The sequence below is a fragment of the Ketogulonicigenium robustum genome (assembly GCF_002117445.1).
Taxonomy (GTDB): domain Bacteria; phylum Pseudomonadota; class Alphaproteobacteria; order Rhodobacterales; family Rhodobacteraceae; genus Ketogulonicigenium; species Ketogulonicigenium robustum.
Genome location: NZ_CP019937.1, coordinates 2,352,690 through 2,370,329 on the forward strand (window position 1 = coordinate 2,352,690; position 17,640 = coordinate 2,370,329).

Annotated in this window: 12 protein-coding genes; 5 read left to right on the top strand and 7 right to left on the bottom strand. The window is 62.5% G+C overall.

What is annotated here, in order from left to right:
- Nucleotides 1-30: 30 nt before the first annotated feature.
- From addA to regB, 5 genes are all read right to left on the bottom strand, one after another.
- Nucleotides 31-3,441: a double-strand break repair helicase AddA gene (addA, locus tag BVG79_RS11755; RefSeq protein WP_085787072.1), complete on the bottom strand. Its 3,411-nt coding sequence runs from the start codon at nt 3,439-3,441 to the stop codon at nt 31-33.
- The gene (addB, locus tag BVG79_RS11760) at nt 3,438-6,359 is read right to left on the bottom strand and encodes a double-strand break repair protein AddB (RefSeq protein WP_418268953.1); all 2,922 of its coding nucleotides are present in this window, start codon (nt 6,357-6,359) and stop codon (nt 3,438-3,440) included. Before addB ends, addA begins: the two co-directional genes overlap by 4 nt.
- Nucleotides 6,352-6,801 carry a tRNA (adenosine(37)-N6)-threonylcarbamoyltransferase complex ATPase subunit type 1 TsaE gene (gene tsaE, locus BVG79_RS11765; protein WP_085787074.1) on the bottom strand — a complete coding sequence of 150 codons (450 nt, stop codon included), beginning with the start codon at nt 6,799-6,801 and terminating at the stop codon, nt 6,352-6,354. Before tsaE ends, addB begins: the two co-directional genes overlap by 8 nt.
- 49 nt (nt 6,802-6,850) lie before the next feature.
- Nucleotides 6,851-8,362 carry a PAS-domain containing protein gene (locus BVG79_RS11770; RefSeq protein WP_085787075.1) on the bottom strand — a complete coding sequence of 504 codons (1,512 nt, stop codon included), beginning with the start codon at nt 8,360-8,362 and terminating at the stop codon, nt 6,851-6,853.
- A 154-nt stretch (nt 8,363-8,516) separates the two neighbouring features.
- A complete protein-coding gene (regB, locus tag BVG79_RS11775) occupies nt 8,517-9,962 on the bottom strand; it encodes a sensor histidine kinase RegB (RefSeq protein WP_236951364.1) in 1,446 nt (481 codons plus the stop codon).
- A gap of 237 nt (nt 9,963-10,199) precedes the next feature.
- Here regB and BVG79_RS11780 point away from each other — a divergent pair, with 237 nt between their 5' ends.
- Nucleotides 10,200-10,751 (top strand): ActR/PrrA/RegA family redox response regulator transcription factor, encoded by a 552-nt coding sequence (locus tag BVG79_RS11780; protein WP_085787076.1) that lies wholly within the window; start codon nt 10,200-10,202, stop codon nt 10,749-10,751.
- Between the two features lies 1 nt (nt 10,752).
- On the opposite strand, the gene BVG79_RS11785 is transcribed toward BVG79_RS11780, so the two are convergent.
- Complete coding sequence (locus BVG79_RS11785; protein WP_085787384.1) at nt 10,753-11,310, bottom strand: YfbR-like 5'-deoxynucleotidase; 558 nt, start codon at nt 11,308-11,310, stop codon at nt 10,753-10,755.
- Between the two features lie 108 nt (nt 11,311-11,418).
- On the opposite strand from BVG79_RS11785, the gene ahcY reads away from it, so the two are divergent.
- The 4 genes from ahcY to BVG79_RS11805 all read left to right on the top strand — a co-directional run bounded on the left by ahcY (nt 11,419) and on the right by BVG79_RS11805 (nt 16,609).
- Nucleotides 11,419-12,813 (top strand): adenosylhomocysteinase, encoded by a 1,395-nt coding sequence (gene ahcY, locus BVG79_RS11790; protein ID WP_085787077.1) that lies wholly within the window; start codon nt 11,419-11,421, stop codon nt 12,811-12,813.
- 298 nt (nt 12,814-13,111) lie between these two features.
- Nucleotides 13,112-15,115 (top strand): TonB-dependent receptor domain-containing protein, encoded by a 2,004-nt coding sequence (locus BVG79_RS11795; protein WP_085787078.1) that lies wholly within the window; start codon nt 13,112-13,114, stop codon nt 15,113-15,115.
- 130 nt (nt 15,116-15,245) lie between these two features.
- Complete coding sequence (locus BVG79_RS11800; RefSeq protein WP_085787079.1) at nt 15,246-15,587, top strand: DUF2853 family protein; 342 nt, start codon at nt 15,246-15,248, stop codon at nt 15,585-15,587.
- A 113-nt stretch (nt 15,588-15,700) separates the two neighbouring features.
- Nucleotides 15,701-16,609: a DMT family transporter gene (locus BVG79_RS11805; protein WP_085787080.1), complete on the top strand. Its 909-nt coding sequence runs from the start codon at nt 15,701-15,703 to the stop codon at nt 16,607-16,609.
- Nucleotides 16,610-16,655: 46 nt separating this feature from the next.
- Here BVG79_RS11805 and BVG79_RS11810 read toward each other — a convergent pair whose 3' ends face one another.
- Nucleotides 16,656-17,528 (bottom strand): branched-chain amino acid aminotransferase, encoded by an 873-nt coding sequence (locus BVG79_RS11810; protein ID WP_085787081.1) that lies wholly within the window; start codon nt 17,526-17,528, stop codon nt 16,656-16,658.
- Between the last annotated feature and the right edge of the window lie 112 nt (nt 17,529-17,640).

Consider the following 17,640-nt stretch of genomic DNA (forward strand, 5'->3'; position numbering starts at 1 on the left):
CCCTCCTTGGGATGGGGAATGAATTCTGGGTTAGAGGTAGGGACCCACCCCCGCAGCGTCAAGGGCGCGGCCAAGGGCGGCTTGGGCCACATCGGGGGGAACATCCATCAGTTCGCCCGTCGCTGTCCAGAGGATCATGACCCTTATCACGCGTTCGGGATAGATCGTCCGCAGCATCGCATAATAGGCGCCCATTTGGCGCAAGACGCCTTCGGGGGTGGCGCTGGCGGCCGTGGGGGCAACGCGGTTCGTTTTGAAATCGATTGCTGTGATGGTGTCACCCGTCACAATCAACCTGTCGATGATCCCGTGAAAGCGGCGTCCCGCAATATCGGCGGTCAGGGCGACTTCTGGCAGGCCATCGGGTTGGAATAGGGCGGCGTTCGCGGGGTTATCCAAAATGGCGATGGCATCGCGCACCAGCGCCTCGGGCGGGCCGGCAAGGGCGTAATCCTCGACCAGACCCACCAGTTGTGCACCGCGTGCATGGCGCATTGCGGGCGCGATTTGCGGCAGATGTTCCAATAGCAGGTGCACAATCGTGCCGCGCAGCAAGGCGATGTCATGCAGATCGGCGTCCACCTCGCCCGCCATCACCTTGGCACCGCCCAAGTCGGATGGGCTGAGCACCTGCGCGCTGCTGATGGGTGGCATCGCGGGGGCCAGGCCCGCTGCGATGTCGGGGCTGATCGGGTGCATAAGGGTTATGGCGGTGGCCACATCGGGGGCGGGGTGCAGGTCCATCCAGTCCAAATGCGCCAGCCGCAGACCTTCGCCGCCGGGCATCAGGGCGGGCAGCGCACCTGTGGCCTGCAGGCCGGTTTCGACCAAACTATACCAGCTATCATCCGCCGCGCCGGTGTCGCCCGCCGCGCACACGATCAGCCAACATTCGGCGCGGGTCAGGGCGACATACAACAGGCGCAGGCGTTCGTCGTTGCGGGCTTGCCGCGCAGCGTCGCGCAGGGCGCCGACAGCATCAGGCGCGGGGCTGCTGGGCCAAAGTGCGGTGCCATCGGGGTGGATCGCAAAGGCATCGTCGCGCGCGGGACGGCGCTTTTCGGTTTCCGGCATGATGACGATCGGCGATTCCAACCCCTTCGAGCCATGCACAGTCATCACGCGGATCTGGTTGGCCCCGCTGCCCTGCTGGCGCTTGATCTCTAGCGCGTCGGCTTCCATCCACTCGATAAAACCCGTCAGGCTGGGGATGTTGCCTTCCTCGTACGCCAGCGCCTGCGAGAGGAGCGCGTCGATCCCGTCCTCGGCCTCTTGGCCCAGACGGGCCAGCAAGCGCAGGCGGCCGTTGTGGCGCAGCAGCAGGCGGTTGATCAGGTCGTAGGGGCGCAGAAAGTCGGCATGGTCGCGCAGATCGTTCAAGATCGCCAAAACCTCGGGGGCGTCGGCGGCCCGCAGCGCCTGCCACAGCGGCGCGCCTTTAGGGCGAGCGTGGGCCAGCGTGAACAGATCTTGTTCGGTAAAGCCTAGCAAGGGCGATTTAAGTGCGGCGGCCAGCGACAAATCATCCTCGGCAAGGCTGAGGAACTTCAGCAGTGCCATCACATCGCGCACGGCCAGCTCCGCACCAATGCGCAGGCGGTCGGCCCCCGCAACGCGCAGCCCGCGGGCCTTCAGCGCCGCAATAATATGGCCAAAGATGGCAGATCGGCGCTGCACCAAAATCAGAATGTCGCCTTCGCTGACACGGCGACGCGTGGTGCCATCGCCGCTGGGCAGCCAGTGGTGCGCGACCATATCGGCACAGGCATCGGCCACGCGTTCGGCCAGTATACGGCTGGGGTGCATCGGGCTTTGCAGATCGACAGGGTCGAACCACTCGCCCAGATCGGGCGCGTCGCCGGATGCGACCACGGGCGGCCACAGGTCTACACGGCCTGGCAGGTTTTCCTTGAATGCGATATGGGTGGATTTGTCGCCCAACCCCGCTTGATGGTTCGTGAATACCGCGTCGACCAGCCGCAGGATTGCCCAAGACGACCGGAAGGAATGCTCTAGCGCCAGCGTATTCAGCCCGTCGCCCGCATCGCGCAGGCGTGCGGCAAAATCGTCGCGCATCCGCTGGAATTCGGTCGGATCGGCCCCTTGGAACGAATAGATCGACTGCTTCATATCGCCGACCACGAATATGGTGCGCGGCCGGTCGGTGCGCTGCCCGTCGCCTGCGGCAAATTCCTGCGCCAGCGCCGCGATCACCTGCCACTGGCGGGGGGATGTGTCTTGTGCCTCGTCCACCAGAATATGGTCGATGCCGCCGTCCAGCCGGAACAGCACCCACTGCGCCACAGCCGAATCTTGCAGCAAGGCGCGGGTTTTTTCGATCAGATCGTCAAAGTCCAACTGCCCACGCAGCAGCTTCTGCGTCTCGTAGGCGGGCACGAAGGCGCGGGCGAAACGATCCAGCGCGATAGATTTTTCCAGCGTGTCCAAGGCCTTTAGCCGATCAAGGGCCGCGCCGGTTCGCTCCATCCATTCGAAAACCTCGTCTGCGATAGGGGCCATCGCGGCAATGGCGGCTTTGTGGTTTGATTGGGGAAAGCGGCCGACTTTGGGTTGTCCCGCAAATTCGCCTGATTTGGTGATGAACAGATCGGCGAGGGTCGCCAGATCATCCGCGGTGGGCGCATCGAATGACAGGCCCTGCAGCTGTGCCGCAAAGCTTTCATAGTTTTTGCTGAGGCCTTTGAAGACGCTGGCGACATCTTGCGCCAGTTTGCGGTCGGCGGCGGTGACGGCGATGGCATAGGCGTCGGCGCGCGTTGTGCCGGTGGGCAGGTCCAGCGCGTCGTACAGCGCATCGGTACTGGCCGATTCTGTGAAAGCTGGCCCCATAAAATGCGCGCGCTTTGCGGTGATCGTCGCCAGAAAATCGTCAAAACTGCCGCCGCCCAGATGGCGCATCACGTCGTCGATCAGGCCGCGATCAGCGCCCAAGGCCATGTCCTCGGCCACCTCTTGGCGCAACAGCTCGGCGGCGCGGTCTTCCATTTCGGTGAAGGCGGGGGTGATGCCTGCCTCCAGCGGGAAGCGCCGCAAGACCGAGGCGCAAAAGGCGTGGATGGTCTGGATTTTCAACCCGCCCGGAACCTCCATCGCTTGGGCGAACAGGCGGCGGGCGGTGGCCAATTGGTCGGCATCAACCGCGTTGTCGGCGCCCAGACGCAGCAGCTGCGCTTGCAGCGCGTCGTCATCCATCATCGCCCACAGCCCGAGGCTGCGGAACAGGCGGTTCTGCATCTCGGCGGCGGCGGCTTTGGTGTAGGTCAGGCACAGAATATTCTGCGGATCGACTCCGTCCAGCAGCAACCGTGCCACGCGGTCTGTCAGAACGCGCGTTTTGCCCGACCCCGCGTTGGCCGAAAGCCAAGTCGAGGCGCGCGGGCGTGCCGCCTGCACCTGCCGTTGGGTTGCAAGATCGGTCATGCCAAATCCTCGGGCTGGGGGGTGTCGCTGTCGCCCCATTCGCCAAAGCGGGACAGGTGGTCGTAATCGCTGGCGTGCTTCACCGCGAAAGGCGCGATGCGGGCGGTGTACCCGCGATCATATTGCATCCAGGCATCGATCAACTGCTGCAACTGATGCCAGATGACGGGCGGCGGCAGTTTTTCCAGCGGGGCGGGAACTTGTTTCGGGTTCGATCCCAGCCCGATGAATGTCGCATTTACGACATTGCAAGCGCCGATCTTTTCGAATGCGCCGCGGCTGACCATAGCGGCCTCGATCAGCAACTGCTTGTCGAAGAATTCCTGTGCCTTCACCGAGGGCGGATCGCCGGTTTTGTAGTCGTAAATCAGGGCCTCGCCCGCGTCGTTCAGGTCGATCCGGTCGGCTTTTCCGGACAAAGTGAACTCGTGCACGCCAAGGGGAACCTCGCCGCGGCTTTCCATCAGTGTCGGGGTGCCGATGTTTTGGCGCTCGACCTCGGTCGTCAGAAAATAGGGGGCGGTGCGACGGATCTGCGCCAGCCATTGCCGCGCGGTGATGGGCCAAGGGCAGGTGTCGTCGATGACTTGCGCTGCGATGGTGTCCAGTACCGCAGCGGCATCGGGCGCATCGGGCGCGGTGCCGGTATTGATGAACCCTTCGAACACGCTGTGGATGACAGTGCCGCGCAACCGCGCATCCGCGCTTTGGTTCAGCGGCCCCAGTGCGTTCAACCGCAAGATGGTACGGGCATAGATCGCGTATGGGTCGCGCAGCAGTGTTTCGATTGCGGTGACCGACAGCTTCTGCGGCCGCGCCGAAATTGGCGGGCGAGGGGAGGGGCGCTGTGCGGCGGGGGTGGGTGCCTTGGGTATCGATAGGTCGTTTGCGGCGGCAAGCCATGCAGCGCCGCGCGCGCGCATATCCGCCAGTGCGGCAGGGCCGCTTTGCGCGGGCAGCCCATCCAGCAAATTGGTCAGGCGATTGACCCAGCGCGCGGCGACCGTTTCGGCATCAGCCGAGCGGACGGCGCGTGAAATCCAGACCTCGGGCGCTGCGGCGGCTTGTTGATAGTCGTGTGCCGCCAGCCCGATGCGCCGTTCGGGCAGCAAAAGGCCCGCCCGCGCACGCAGAGCGCGGTTCAGCCACGGGTCGGCGCTGCTGGTGCCCGGCCAGACGCCTTCGTTCAACCCCGCCAAAATGACCAAATCAGCCCCTTGCACGCGCGCCTCTAGTGTGCCCCAAACCAGAATTTGTGGGTGTCCGGCATCGGGGTTGCGCACCTCGGCCCCGCGCAGGACCCCATCCAGAATGGCGGTAAAATCGCGCGGCGGTATCGTGCCGGCGTGGGGCGCGTGCAGCTGTAAATCGGTGATGACCGCCAGCGCTTTGCGGCCCGCGGCTTCCTCCCAAAGGGCGGGGCCGCGGGTGATATTGGCTGCGCGATCCAGCAGCAGATCCAAATGGTTCGTCAGGGGCTGCGCGCCGACGCTAGCCAGCCCGCTGGTAAAGCTGATGATCCATTCAACCCACGCGCGCCGGTGGGCGGGGGCGCTTTTATGGCCAGCCCATTCCAACAGAGCGGTGGCATCGGGAAACGGCATGCCTTCGCCGCGGATGAACAGTTCCAACGCGTGGCTGTTCAGCAAGTGTTGGCCGCGTTCGGCATCGGCGTGGGCCAGCGGGTGCTTTAGCAGCGCCAGCAGGCTTTCGGCATCCAGCTTTTGGCCGAACAGCCGTGCGACTTGCCGCAGAAGGCGACCGGGGGGCGATAGGGGCAGCGGCTGCCCCGCGCTGTCATCGGGCAGCACCGACCAGCGGTCCAGCGCGGCGGCGACTTGTCGTGTCAGCATCCGGTCGGGGGTAATCAGCGCGGCGGTGCGCCCTTCGTCCAACGCGGCGCGCAGGCGCAGGGCGATGGTTTCCGCCTCTAGTCGCGGGGATGGCGCCTCTAGCAGCGTCATATGCTGCGTTGCGGTCAGCAGATCGCCCAGATCTTTACCCTCGTGCCGCCACTGGTCGGTGACGGGCGCGGGGCGAAGCGACAGCGAAATCAGACGGTTGCGCGCGGCGTCGGGCGGGTTGTCGTTGGCCCACCGCTGGATGTCGGCAGGGGCCATGCCAAGTCCGTCAGCTATCTTTCGAAAGCGGAACTGGGGGTGGTCTTCGGCGGCCATGGCATCGCCGATCGCATCCCACGCGGCGGGGGGCATGTCGAAATCAAACCCCGGCAGAACGATGGCACCCTGCGGCAGGCGGGCAACGGCGCGCATCAGCATTTGCGTCGCCCCGCGCGACCCAGTCGAGCCTGCGATGATGATTGGGTCTTGCGGCGGATGGTCCTGCCAATGGGCGGCCAGCCGTTCGATGACCATCCGCTGACGGGCTTCGCGGTCGGGCGGGGCCGATGCGTCAAAATAGGCGCTGATGATTTTCAGAAATTCCAGCGTGCGCTGCCAATGCCCCGATTGGTCGGTCACATCCAGCGCGGCGATGACATCGGGGCTGACGCCTTCGCCCTGCATTTCGTCCATCAGACCGGCAAGGCTTTCAGCCAGATCGTACAGCGCCGAACGCGGGGCAAGGTCGGGCGCGGCATCCAGCAACTGCGCGATCAGCCGCGTCAGTTCCAGCCGGCGCTGCAGTGCGGGAACGGGCAGCGGCAAATCAGCGGCCACCGGGTCCAGTGCCAGATCGGTCACCAGCCGGATGCGCGGCAGTATTTGCGCGCCGCCCGCGTCGAACAGGCTGCGCAGGCGCCGCTGCATGCGCGATGTGTTGACGTAAACCGTGACGCGGGCCCAATCCTCGGGGGGGCGGCAAGCCATGCGGGTGCGTAGGCCCGCGATCAGGGCAGCGGGGAAATCAACCCCCGGCGGCAGGCCGAATAGGCGCGGTGCGGGCATGTCATCAAACAGCAAGGCGGGCCTCCCATGTTGCATCGCCGCTGATTGCCACGCGGTGGGTGCCATCGGGCAGCGCAGCAAAAGACAGCGTCAGGGCGTGGGCGGGGGTCAGGCTGCCCAAACGGTCGGGCCATTCGATCAGGCAGATCGCGTCGGCGAAAGCATCCGTCAAGCCCAGCTCGATCACCTCGTCTGGGTGGGTCAGGCGGTAGAGGTCGCTGTGCCAGATTTGCACATCCGCATCATAGGTTTGCACCAGCGTGAAGGTGGGCGAGGGCACATCCTCGTGCGGATTTTGCAGACGCGCGCGGATCAGGGCGCGGGCGAAAAATGACTTTCCGGCCCCAATCTGTCCCTCCAGCAGCAGAACGTCGCCGGCGTGCAAAAGCGCGGCAAAATGGGCGGCTAAGGCGGCGGTATCGGTTTCGGTGCGCAGCGCGATGTTCTGTTCCATGGCCCTAGATGTGGCAGGCCCGATGCCGCCCCGCAAGCGCGAAGCAGCCTTACGCGATGTGGCGTACGGTCATTTCCGGTTCCAACAACCGCCGTGCCTCGAGCGAGCGGAAGCCGATCATGATCCGCCCCCCGCCGATGCTGCTGAGCCGTAGCTCGGTGCTAGGATCTAGCCTGCTCCACACGTGGGGCGTGCGGTCATTTTCGGGCTGGCGCAGCCCAGCGGTGGCCGCGCCAAGCGCGCTGGCCGAGAATTGCTTGTGCCACCTGTCGAACTCCGTCTCGAGCGAGAGCGGCGCCACACCGTCGGGCGGCAGCGACCACATCTGGTAATAGGCCGCGTTTGCAACGACCAGATTGCCCGAATGCGCAAAGACGGCAATGGCTTCCTCCAGCGCGCCGATCACGCCGTGCAGGGTGTCGATTTCGGCGCGGAATGCGCGGGTCACGCGAATTTCCGGGGATATATCCTCGAACAGCACGGCCATGGCATTGTCGGGGTAGGGTTGGGCAGTGACGCGAAACGTGCGGCCGTCGCCCAGGTGCCATGTCTCGGACAGGCTGCTGTGCAGCACGCCGTCGGCTTCCAAGGATGTCAGTTTTGCGCGCCAATCCAGATAGTTGCGCGGCTCGGGCAGCACGTGCGAGGCACGCAACCTGTCAAAGAAACCGGCAAGGCTGGGGCGTTGCAGTAAGAAGCTTGTCGATAGGTCGGTCAGGTCGGTTAGCGCGGGGTTAAACTGCATCAGGCGGCGCTGGCGGTCGAAAAGGGCGATCCCCATCGGCAGCCCGGCATAGATCTGCGCGATGCCGTTCAAAAACTGCTTGCGGGCAGCCTCGGCTGCCGTTTGCGCGGTCACGTCCAATGCGAAACACATGGTTTGCGCCCCGCGGCTGATCTGCGAGATATGGTAGTCGCGGGGTTTGCCCTCGTGGGTCGCGAGGCTGGCCGTGTTGGCTTTGGCGGGAAACAGGCTGGGCAGCGGCCAGCCGAGATTGACCTGCGGCGGCAGCAAATCCAAATAGCTTTGGTTTGCCCAAACGACGCAGCCCTGATCATCCTCGACCCAGATGACCTGCGGGCTAGCGGCGGCCAGTGCCCCCAGAATTCCGTCGTCGCGGGTGGGCAGGGCGCCCTCGCCGGGCAGGCCCACCAGATCGACGCGGGTTAACCCGCCGCGCCGCAGCACCGTTAGCCTTTGCTGCGCATCCGGTGCGTCCAATGACAGCACGCCGTAATGCCCCAGCGCGGCCAGCTTGCGCGGCAGGTCGGCGAAGCGCAGCGACAGATGTGCGACTGCCTGCGCCTTGTTGGGGGGCAGCGCCCCTGCGACTACAGCGTCGACGTCACCCTTGGAATCGATCAGAACGCCATCTTCAAAAATCAGGGTCGCGATGCTGTGCGGCGCATTGGCTTTACGCTGAGCGCTGCGTTTGCGGCCCCAAACCCACAGCATTCCTGCCGTGGCGCTAGCTGCTATGGTCGCCGAAATGGTTGTCGCCAGCCACGGGGGTAGCGAAAGAAAGCCAGACAGTTCGATTGTGCCAAATGGCGATTCCATACAACAGCCCCGGCGCTTTACTGCCGGAAGCCTCGGGTTCAATGCCTTAATAATTGGTTAATTCGTGATGGTGAATCTTTACCAAAATGCACTCATAGGTTGTGTTGTGGCGCCAAGGCAACGCTTTTGGCTGAAAACAAGGCGCGCCGTGTTTTCAGGCGCCAGTCCAGAAAGGACGGTTTTCACCAAAGCCGTCGATTGCGTCCAGCGGGGGGGCCTCTAGCAGGGCGCGGGGCCAGCTGACGGTCACAACCGCACCGTGATCGGGGTCATCCACATCCGGAACCGCATTCGAGAAGCTGGGTCGCCCGCCCGAGCGTTCCAGAAGGGTTTTGGCGATGAACAGGCCCAGCCCCATCCCTTCGTAACCGGGGCGGCGCGCGGCGTTTTCGGTCGGGCGGCGGCGATGGACAAAGGGGTCGCCGATACGGCCGATCACCGACGGGGGGAAGCCCTCGCCGTCATCGCAAATCCGCACGCGCAGGGTCGTCGGGTCCCAGTAATATTCAACCCGCACGGTGGTTTGTGCAAAATCGACCGCATTCTGGATCAGGTTGCGCAGGCCATGGATGACTTCGGGGCGGCGCAGGACGGTGGGTTGAGGGCCTGCGCTGGCTTCGACATCGTCGGCAACCAGAAAGACAACTTCTTTCCCGCGGGCCAGATGTGGCTCGGCGGCTTCGTGCAGCAGCGCCTCTAGCGGGGCGCGCAGCAGCAGGCGGTCTTCTTTGCCGGCACGGCCCATCGAATGCAGGATGTCGCGGCAGCGGTTGGCCTGATCCAGCAGCAGCGCCGCATCGTCGCGCAGATCGGGCTGGCCATCCAGATCACGCACCAGTTCCGCTGCGACTAGTTTGATCGTCGCAAGCGGGGTGCCCAGTTCATGCGCAGCCGCCGCCACGACCCCGCCCAGGTCGGTCAGCTTCTGCTCGCGCGCTAGGGCCATTTGCGTCGCCAGCAGCGCTTCGTTGATCTTTTGCAGTTCCAACGTGATCTGGCGGGCATAGACCGACAGGAAAATCACCCCGACGATCAGCGCCAGCCAGAACCCGAACAGGAAGATGTCCGGCATCTCGAGGGTCGAGCCATCGGCCAGCACCATCGGCACGTAAAACACCCGCAGCAGCGAGATGACGACAATCGCCAGACCCGCCAGCAGCAAGGTGCCGCGGCGCGTCAAGACCGCCGCGCCGATTGTGACCGGCGCCATGATCAGCAGCGCAAAGGGGTTGTTCAGCCCCCCGACCAGATACAGCAGCATGCCCAGCTGCACGATATCCAGCATCAGGAACGACATCGCCTGGCGCGCCGACAGCCGCGTGCTTTGCGGGAACAAGACGGTCGACAGCACGTTCACCGCCAGCGACAGGCCAATCGCGATGGCCACCGGCCCCACTGCAATGCGCAGGTGGAACAGCCCGACCGCAACGCAAACTGCCCCAGCCTGACCTATGATGGCCATCCAGCGCACCAAGACCAGCGTGCGCAGCCGCACCAGATTGGAATCCCGTGTCGTGGTGAAAAGCTGGCTTTCGCTGCCAACATCGGGGAACAGGTCGGCTATGCCGGGCGCATCGGCGAGGATCGGTTTGGCAGCCATGGCATGTCCTTGCGTCGTCATGAAAGTTCGCCGCCATTGTCTGCCGTGGCGCGCAAATGTTCAATCGCGCGCTTCTATTTGGTTAAACCCGCTCGCCCGCTGCGACAGCCGCGCAAAATGTCGCATTTGATGCGACCGATTGACGCTTAAACACATGCGCATTAGGGTATCTGGCGCATTGAGCGAGCATGATTGCCCGTGACATGCCCAGAATGGCGCGACAGAAGGTATCGTCCGATGGATCACGAGGATTTGGATCTTGGCCCCGACAGAAGTTTGCTTCTGGTTGATGACGATGACGCGTTTCTGAAGCGTCTGGGTAAAGCCATGGAAAAACGGGGCTTTGCCGTGCAGTTGGCCGAAGGCGTTGCCGAGGGCAAGGCCGAGGTGGCCCAAAACCCACCCGCCTATGCCGTGGTCGATTTACGGCTGGAAGACGGCAACGGGCTGGATGTGGTCGAGGCCCTGCGCGAGAGTCGCCCCGATTGCCGCATTGTCGTGCTGACCGGTTATGGGGCCATCGCGACGGCGGTTGCTGCGGTGAAAATTGGTGCAATTGACTATCTGTCGAAGCCCGCCGATGCGACCGATGTGACGAATGCGCTGTTGGCCCGCCGGTCTGACCACCCCGCGCCGCCCGAAAACCCCATGAGCGCCGACCGCGTGCGCTGGGAACACATCCAGCGTGTCTACGAATTGTGCGACCGCAACGTATCCGAAACAGCGCGCCGCCTGAATATGCACCGCCGCACGTTGCAACGCATCTTGGCCAAGCGCAGCCCCAAATAGATTAGCCAGACGTTAGCTGGCGGAAGCGCGCAATAAAATCTGCGCGCACCGCTGGGGCAGGGCGCAGGGTGATTGCCAGTCCCGCGCGCAGGCCAGCGGGGCAGCGACCGATCAGCTTGTCGGCCTCGGGCGGGGTGAAGCCTGCGATTTCGACGGCCTCCAGCCATGCCGATATTTTATCGGCAGCCTTGATCTTGCGCTTGATCGCTGCGGGTATCTGCGCGGGCAGCCCAAAACGCGTGTGGATCGCGGCGGTTAGGCGCGCATCCAGCGTGGCATAGCCCGCCCCGACAGCGGCCTTTACCGGCGATATCATGTCGCCAATCACATATTCAGGGGCGTCATGCAGCAAGGCGGCTAATCGCCATTGTGGCAGGTCGGGGTTGTCGCGGGTGAAGATTTGTTCAACCAGCAGCGAATGTTCCGCGACAGAATAGGCGTGATCGCCGCGCGTCTGCCCATTCCAGCGCGCTACGAACGACAGGCCGTGGGCAATATCCTCGATCTCGATATCCAGCGGCGATGGGTCCAGCAGGTCCAGCCGCCGCCCCGATAGCATGCGTTGCCAGGCGCGTTGTGCTTTTGCGGCAGTCACTTTGGTTGTTCCTTTACATATCCGGTGCTAAACCAGCCCCAACTCACCAGATCAGATCAAGGAGCCGCCGCAATGGCGCAGGATTACGTCGTCAAAGATATTGCACTGGCAGATTTCGGCCGCAAGGAGCTGGACATCGCCGAGACCGAAATGCCCGGCCTGATGGCCCTGCGCGACGAATTCGGCGCATCCAAGCCGCTGGCGGGTGCGCGCATCGCGGGCAGCCTGCACATGACGATCCAAACCGCGGTTCTGATCGAAACGCTGAAGGCGCTGGGCGCGGATGTGCGCTGGGCCAGCTGCAACATCTTCTCGACCCAAGATCACGCGGCCGCCGCCATTGCGGCCACTGGCACGCCGGTATTCGCGATCAAGGGTGAAAGCCTCGAGGAATACTGGACCTACACCGACAAGATCTTCCAGTTCGCCGAAGGCACCTGCAACATGATCCTGGACGATGGCGGTGATGCGACGCTGTACATCCTGCTGGGCGCGCGGGTCGAGGCGGGCGAGACCGATCTGATCGAGGTGCCCACCAGCGAGGAAGAAGTCTGCCTGTTCAACCAGATCAAAAAGCGTCTGGCTGAAACCCCCGGCTGGTTCACCAAACAGCGCGACGCCATCAAGGGCGTGTCGGAAGAAACCACGACGGGCGTGCACCGCCTGTACGACCTGCACAAAAAGGGCCTGCTGCCGTTCCCCGCGATCAACGTGAACGACAGCGTGACAAAGTCGAAGTTCGACAACAAATACGGCTGCAAGGAATCGCTGGTGGACGGCATTCGCCGCGCGACCGACGTGATGATGGCGGGCAAAGTGGCTGTGGTCTGCGGCTATGGCGATGTGGGCAAGGGATCGGCTGCCTCGCTGGCTGGGGCTGGCGCCCGTGTGATCGTGACCGAAATCGACCCGATCTGTGCCCTGCAGGCGGCGATGGATGGCTTCCAAGTCACCACGCTGGAAGACGTGGTCGAAACCGCCGATATCTTCATCACCACGACCGGCAACCGCGACATCATCCGCATCGAACACATGCGCCGCATGAAGGACATGGCGATCGTCGGCAATATCGGCCACTTCGACAATGAAATTCAGGTCGCCGCGCTGAAGAACCACAAGTGGACGAACATCAAAGAACAGGTTGATATGATCGCCATGCCCTCGGGCAACCGCATCATCCTGCTGTCCGAGGGGCGCTTGTTGAACCTTGGTAACGCCACCGGCCACCCCAGCTTTGTGATGTCTGCCAGCTTTACCAACCAAGTTCTGGCGCAGATCGAACTGTGGACCAAGGGCAGCGAATACGCCCCCGGCGTCTACATCTTGCCGAAGCATCTGGATGAGAAAGTCGCCCGTCTGCATTTGGCCAAGATCGGCGTGAAATTGACCGAGCTGTCGCCCGCGCAAGCCGACTATATCGGCGTCACCGTTGCAGGCCCGTTCAAGCCCGAGCACTACCGCTACTAACACGAATTCCGCCCCGCGCAGCCAGCCTGCGCGGGGCGATGACCCGCGCGGCCAAGGGCCTTGTAACGCGGATATGATGGCGCTTGTGCATCACACATTAGACTTTACAATTTAATTGTTGATCTTTTTTGTCGGGTCTGGCAACGCGAATTTCAGGTCGCTAGCCAGAGCTTTCGGACATCCCATTTGCGGAAACGATAAGCTTCAGCGCGCTATGTCTGGGCGGGCTTTCCGCTTTGCATACCTTCCATTCATATTTGCCTGCCGCGGCGCAGGTTTTTGCATAGGGAAGTTCGCGATGAACAACCGCATTCGTTTGATCAATTCGACCGCCGTGGCGCTGGGCATCGCGCTGATGGCCGCCCCGGCCGTCGCCCAAGACGCAGGCCTTGTCCTTGGCCGCATCGTGATCGGCTACACCGCGGACGGCACCCCCGTTTACGCAGGCGAAAACACCTCGATCCTGGAAGGTAGCGCCGTGACCGCACAAGGTGGCACCGCCCGTATCGACGACGTGCTGCGCCAAGCGCCCGGCGTTCTGACCACCAACAACGAAGCCGGTCAGCCGGGTATCGCCGTTTCCGTACGCGGCCTGTCGGGCAGCGGCCGTGTCGCCATGGAAGTCGAGGGCGTGCCCCAGAACTACCGCTTCAATCCTGCAAGCGGCGACAGCGAAAGCTATGCCTATGTTGAATCGGCCTTCGTCTACGGGATCGACGTGACCCGCGGCGCGGCTGTGACGGCGGGCGGTTCGGGTCTGGCAGGTGCGGTGAACTTCCGCCTGCTGCGCGCCGAAGACGTGGTCTCGGGCGAGGGCTTCGGGGGTATTGCACGTCTCAGCTACGGCACCGAAGATTCCGACTTCCAGCGCACCGTTGCCGCTGGCTACATCAACGGCCCGTATTCGATGATGGCCGGTGTGACCAAGCGCACAGCTGATGAGTCCAAAGACGGCGAAGGCACCACGATCAGCAATTCGGATCGCGACACTTCGGGTTATATGGCCCGTGCGGGTTATGATATTGCTGCGAACCAAAGCCTCGACTTCTTGGTTACACACACGGAAGCTGAATTCGGCGCAAACTCGTACCGTCAGGAAATGAAATCGGATCTGGCCAAGCTGTCGTATGGCTTCCAGTCGGGCAACATGGTCAACCTGACCGCCGACATCTATTATAGCTTCACCGGCACCGAAAACCTTGCGGGTCTGACCGGCACTGGTTCCTTTGTCGGCCGCGAATACAACGTCACGACGACCGGCCTGAACATCCAGAACATCAGCGAGCTGTCGTTCGGCGCGTTTGACCTGACCTCGACCAACGGCCTGACCTACAACCACGACGAAGTCGGCGGCAACAACGGTGGCCTGACCCCGGTTGACGGCACGGGCGCGCGCCTGTCGCTGTTCACCGAAAACGTCTTCACCAACGGGCCGTGGGAATTCACCGGCGCGCTGCGCCTTTCGCAATACAAACTTGACGGCACCTATGTCGGCGGTGCCAATTCGCCCGTCGCCACCGGCGATGTCGCCTTGGACGACTTCGTTGCCGATCCCAAGCTGACACTGGCGTATCGCAGCAACGACTGGCTGCAAAGCTACGTCTCGCTCTATCAGACTTCGCGCGCGCCGACCGTGCAAGAAACCCTAATGGACACCGTGCGTGACTACAGCATGTACGGTCTGGGCGTGTACTACTGGATCGCCAACCCCGATCTGAAGACCGAACGTTCGACCGGGGGCGAGCTGGGCTTTAACATCGACAAGTCTGACGTATTCACCGCTGGCGACAGCCTGACCGCACGTATCGACTACTTCGTGATGGATATCGAAGATTACATCGCCATCACCACCGATCCGGCCGGCCACATCTACAGCTACGAAAACATCGCGGGCACCACGCGCAGCGAAGGTCTGGAAATCGAGGCGACCTACGAGAACGAATTCGTCTCGGCCGTCCTGTCGTACACGAATTCCAAATCGGAAATTGCAGACGGTTCGAACTATGACCTGCAACCCAGCAGCACCTATTCGGCGACGGTCGCCGGTCACTTCCTGGACGGTAACTTGACGGCTGGCGCGACCTACAGCTACACGGCTGGCGGCACGTCGTACACCACCAAGGACACGACGGAATCCTACGGCCTGTGGGACGTCTTCGCCAGCTACATGGTCACCGACAACCTTGCCGTTACGGCCAAGGTTTCGAATGCCGGCGACGAGGTCTATGTGCCGTGGGGTATTGATAACGGCAGCAACGGTGCAGGTCGCAACGTTTATGTCGGCGCACAAGTGCGCTTCTAGGATCCTCGGTTAGTTGCATTCCCGAGGGCGAAGGGCCGGGTGGTATCCACCCGGCCCTTCCTTTTGCATTCATGCTTGCCTTGCTGTCCATCTGGGGTGAACATGCACCATCTATTTGAAGGAGTAGACCATGGGCAAACGAGACGATCTTATCGCGAAGTATGCAGCAGATCTCAGTGACAAATGCGGTGTTCAGCCGGATCTGGCGCTGCTGACCAAGGTGACGATCGGGGTGGGGCCGGCGATCTATAACGCCGATTCCGAAACCGTGGCTGCCAGCGACCCGACCGAGCTTGAAACCGTCAAAAAGAACTTTCTGATGAAAAAGCTGGGTCTGCCCGACAGCCCCGAGCTGGATGCCGCCATCGCGACCGTCATCGAGACCTACGGCAAATCCGAGCGCAACAAGTATCGTGCCGTTGTTTACTACCTTCTGACCAAGCATTTCGGCAAAGAATCCGTCTACGCTTGACGCTGGGGGCTGTCGCCGCGGCCACAGGTGTCGCGGCGCGCCCTAATCGGGCTTTTCATTCCGTGCCGGTTCGGGCACAGGGGCGTTAGGTTCCCAATCCAAAAGCCGCTCAAATGTCCCCGCTTCATGGCATCGCGCTGAAGGTCTTGTCCGTCCTTCTTTTTCTGGTCATGCAATCCATGATCAAATACGTCTCTGACGATATCCCACCGGGGCAAGCGGTATTCTTCCGATCCGTCTTCGCGACGCCGGTCATCTTCGCATGGCTGCTGGCGCGGGGCGAGCTGCGGACAGGCCTGCGCACGTCGAACCCACTGGGCCACCTGATGCGGGGCGTTATCGGCACCAGCAGCATGCTCTTTGGGTTTGCTGCCGTCGCCTACCTGACCCTGCCCGAGGCAACGGCCATCGGCTACACATCCCCGCTGCTGGTCGTAATCTTTGCCGCCGTCCTGCTGCACGAGAAGGTGCGTGCCTTTCGCATGACCAGCGTAGCGTTGGGGCTGGTCGGGGTGTTGATCGTGCTGTGGCCCAATCTGGTGGGCGGGCAGGGCACCAGCAGTGCGCTGGGTGTGGTGATGGCGTTGGCAGCGGCGTTTTTTGCCGCACTGGTGCAAATCATCGTTCGCAGGTTGGTCGATTCCGAAAGTACGGCCTCGATCGTTTTCTGGTTTTCGGTATCGGCTTCGCTGATGTCGCTGCTGACAATCCCGTTTGGCTGGGTGGTGCCGACACCGCTGCAGGCCGTGCTGCTGATCTCGGCAGGGTTACTGGGCGGGCTGGCGCAGATATTTATGACATCGGCCTACCGCTATGCCGACGCATCGCTGGTCGCGCCATTCGACTATATGTCGATGTTGTTTGCGTTGGTGATTGGCTATGTGGTGTTTGGCGATGTGCCGACGGTGAACATGTTGGTCGGCGGGGCCATCATCATTGCGGCGGGCATCGTGATTATCCTGCGTGAGCAATACCTGGGCAAGCAGCGCGCGCGCCAGCGCAAGGTAACTCCACCTGCGTGAAAAAGGGCGGCCCGACAGGCCGCCCTTTTCAATTCTGCCCAGCGGCTTAGCTGCGGACGTACTTTTCGTAGGTCTCGGCGATGTCCAGCGTCAGGGCACCGATTTCGTAGTTATAAGTGTCGGCGATCGAGGACACCGGCGTCACTTCAGCGGCAGTGCCGGTCAGCCAGCACTGCTCGAACGTTTCCAGCTCTGATGGCTCGATGTGGCGTTCGTGGACGGTGATGCCCTTCTCGCGCAGCAGTTGGATGACGGTCTGACGGGTGATGCCGTTCAGGAATGCATCGGCCAGCGGGGTGTGTACTTCGCCGTCTTTCACGAAGAAGATGTTCGCACCGGTCGCCTCGGCCACATAGCCGCGGTAATCCATGAACAGCGCATCGGAATAACCCTGCGCATGCGCGGCGTGCTTGGACATGGTACAGATCATGTAAAGGCCGGCAGCCTTGGCGGCCACGGGGATGGTTTCGGGCGAGGGGCGCTTCCACTTCGAGATGCCGATACGGGCCCCCTTGGTTTTCGCGTCGCCGTAATAGGCACCCCATTCCCAGCCAGCAATCGCCAGACGCACGGGGTTACCTTCGGAGGAGACACCCATTTCGGGGCCAGCGCCGCGGAACGCGATGGCGCGGACGTAGGCGTCGGTCCAGCCGTTGGCTTTCAGCATCTCGTATTTGGCGGCTTCGATTTCTTCGACCGAATAGGGGATTTCCATATCCAACAAGTTTGCCGACGCGCGCAGGCGCTTCGAGTGCTCGACACCCTTGAAGATTTTGCCATTGTAGCACCGCTCTCCCTCGAACACCGAGGAGGCGTAGTGCAACGCGTGGGTCAGAATGTGGACGTTGGCGTCGCGCCATTCGACCAGCTTGCCATCCATCCAGATTTTGCCGTCACGATCATCATAGTTCCCGGCCATCGCCGTATCCTCCAAATTCCACTTGTTTCGCGTAAACAGGTAATTATGGATATAATGTTGCGCGAAATTGTGGCTTTCGTAATGCTTCGAACTTGGAATGTCAACGACGCTG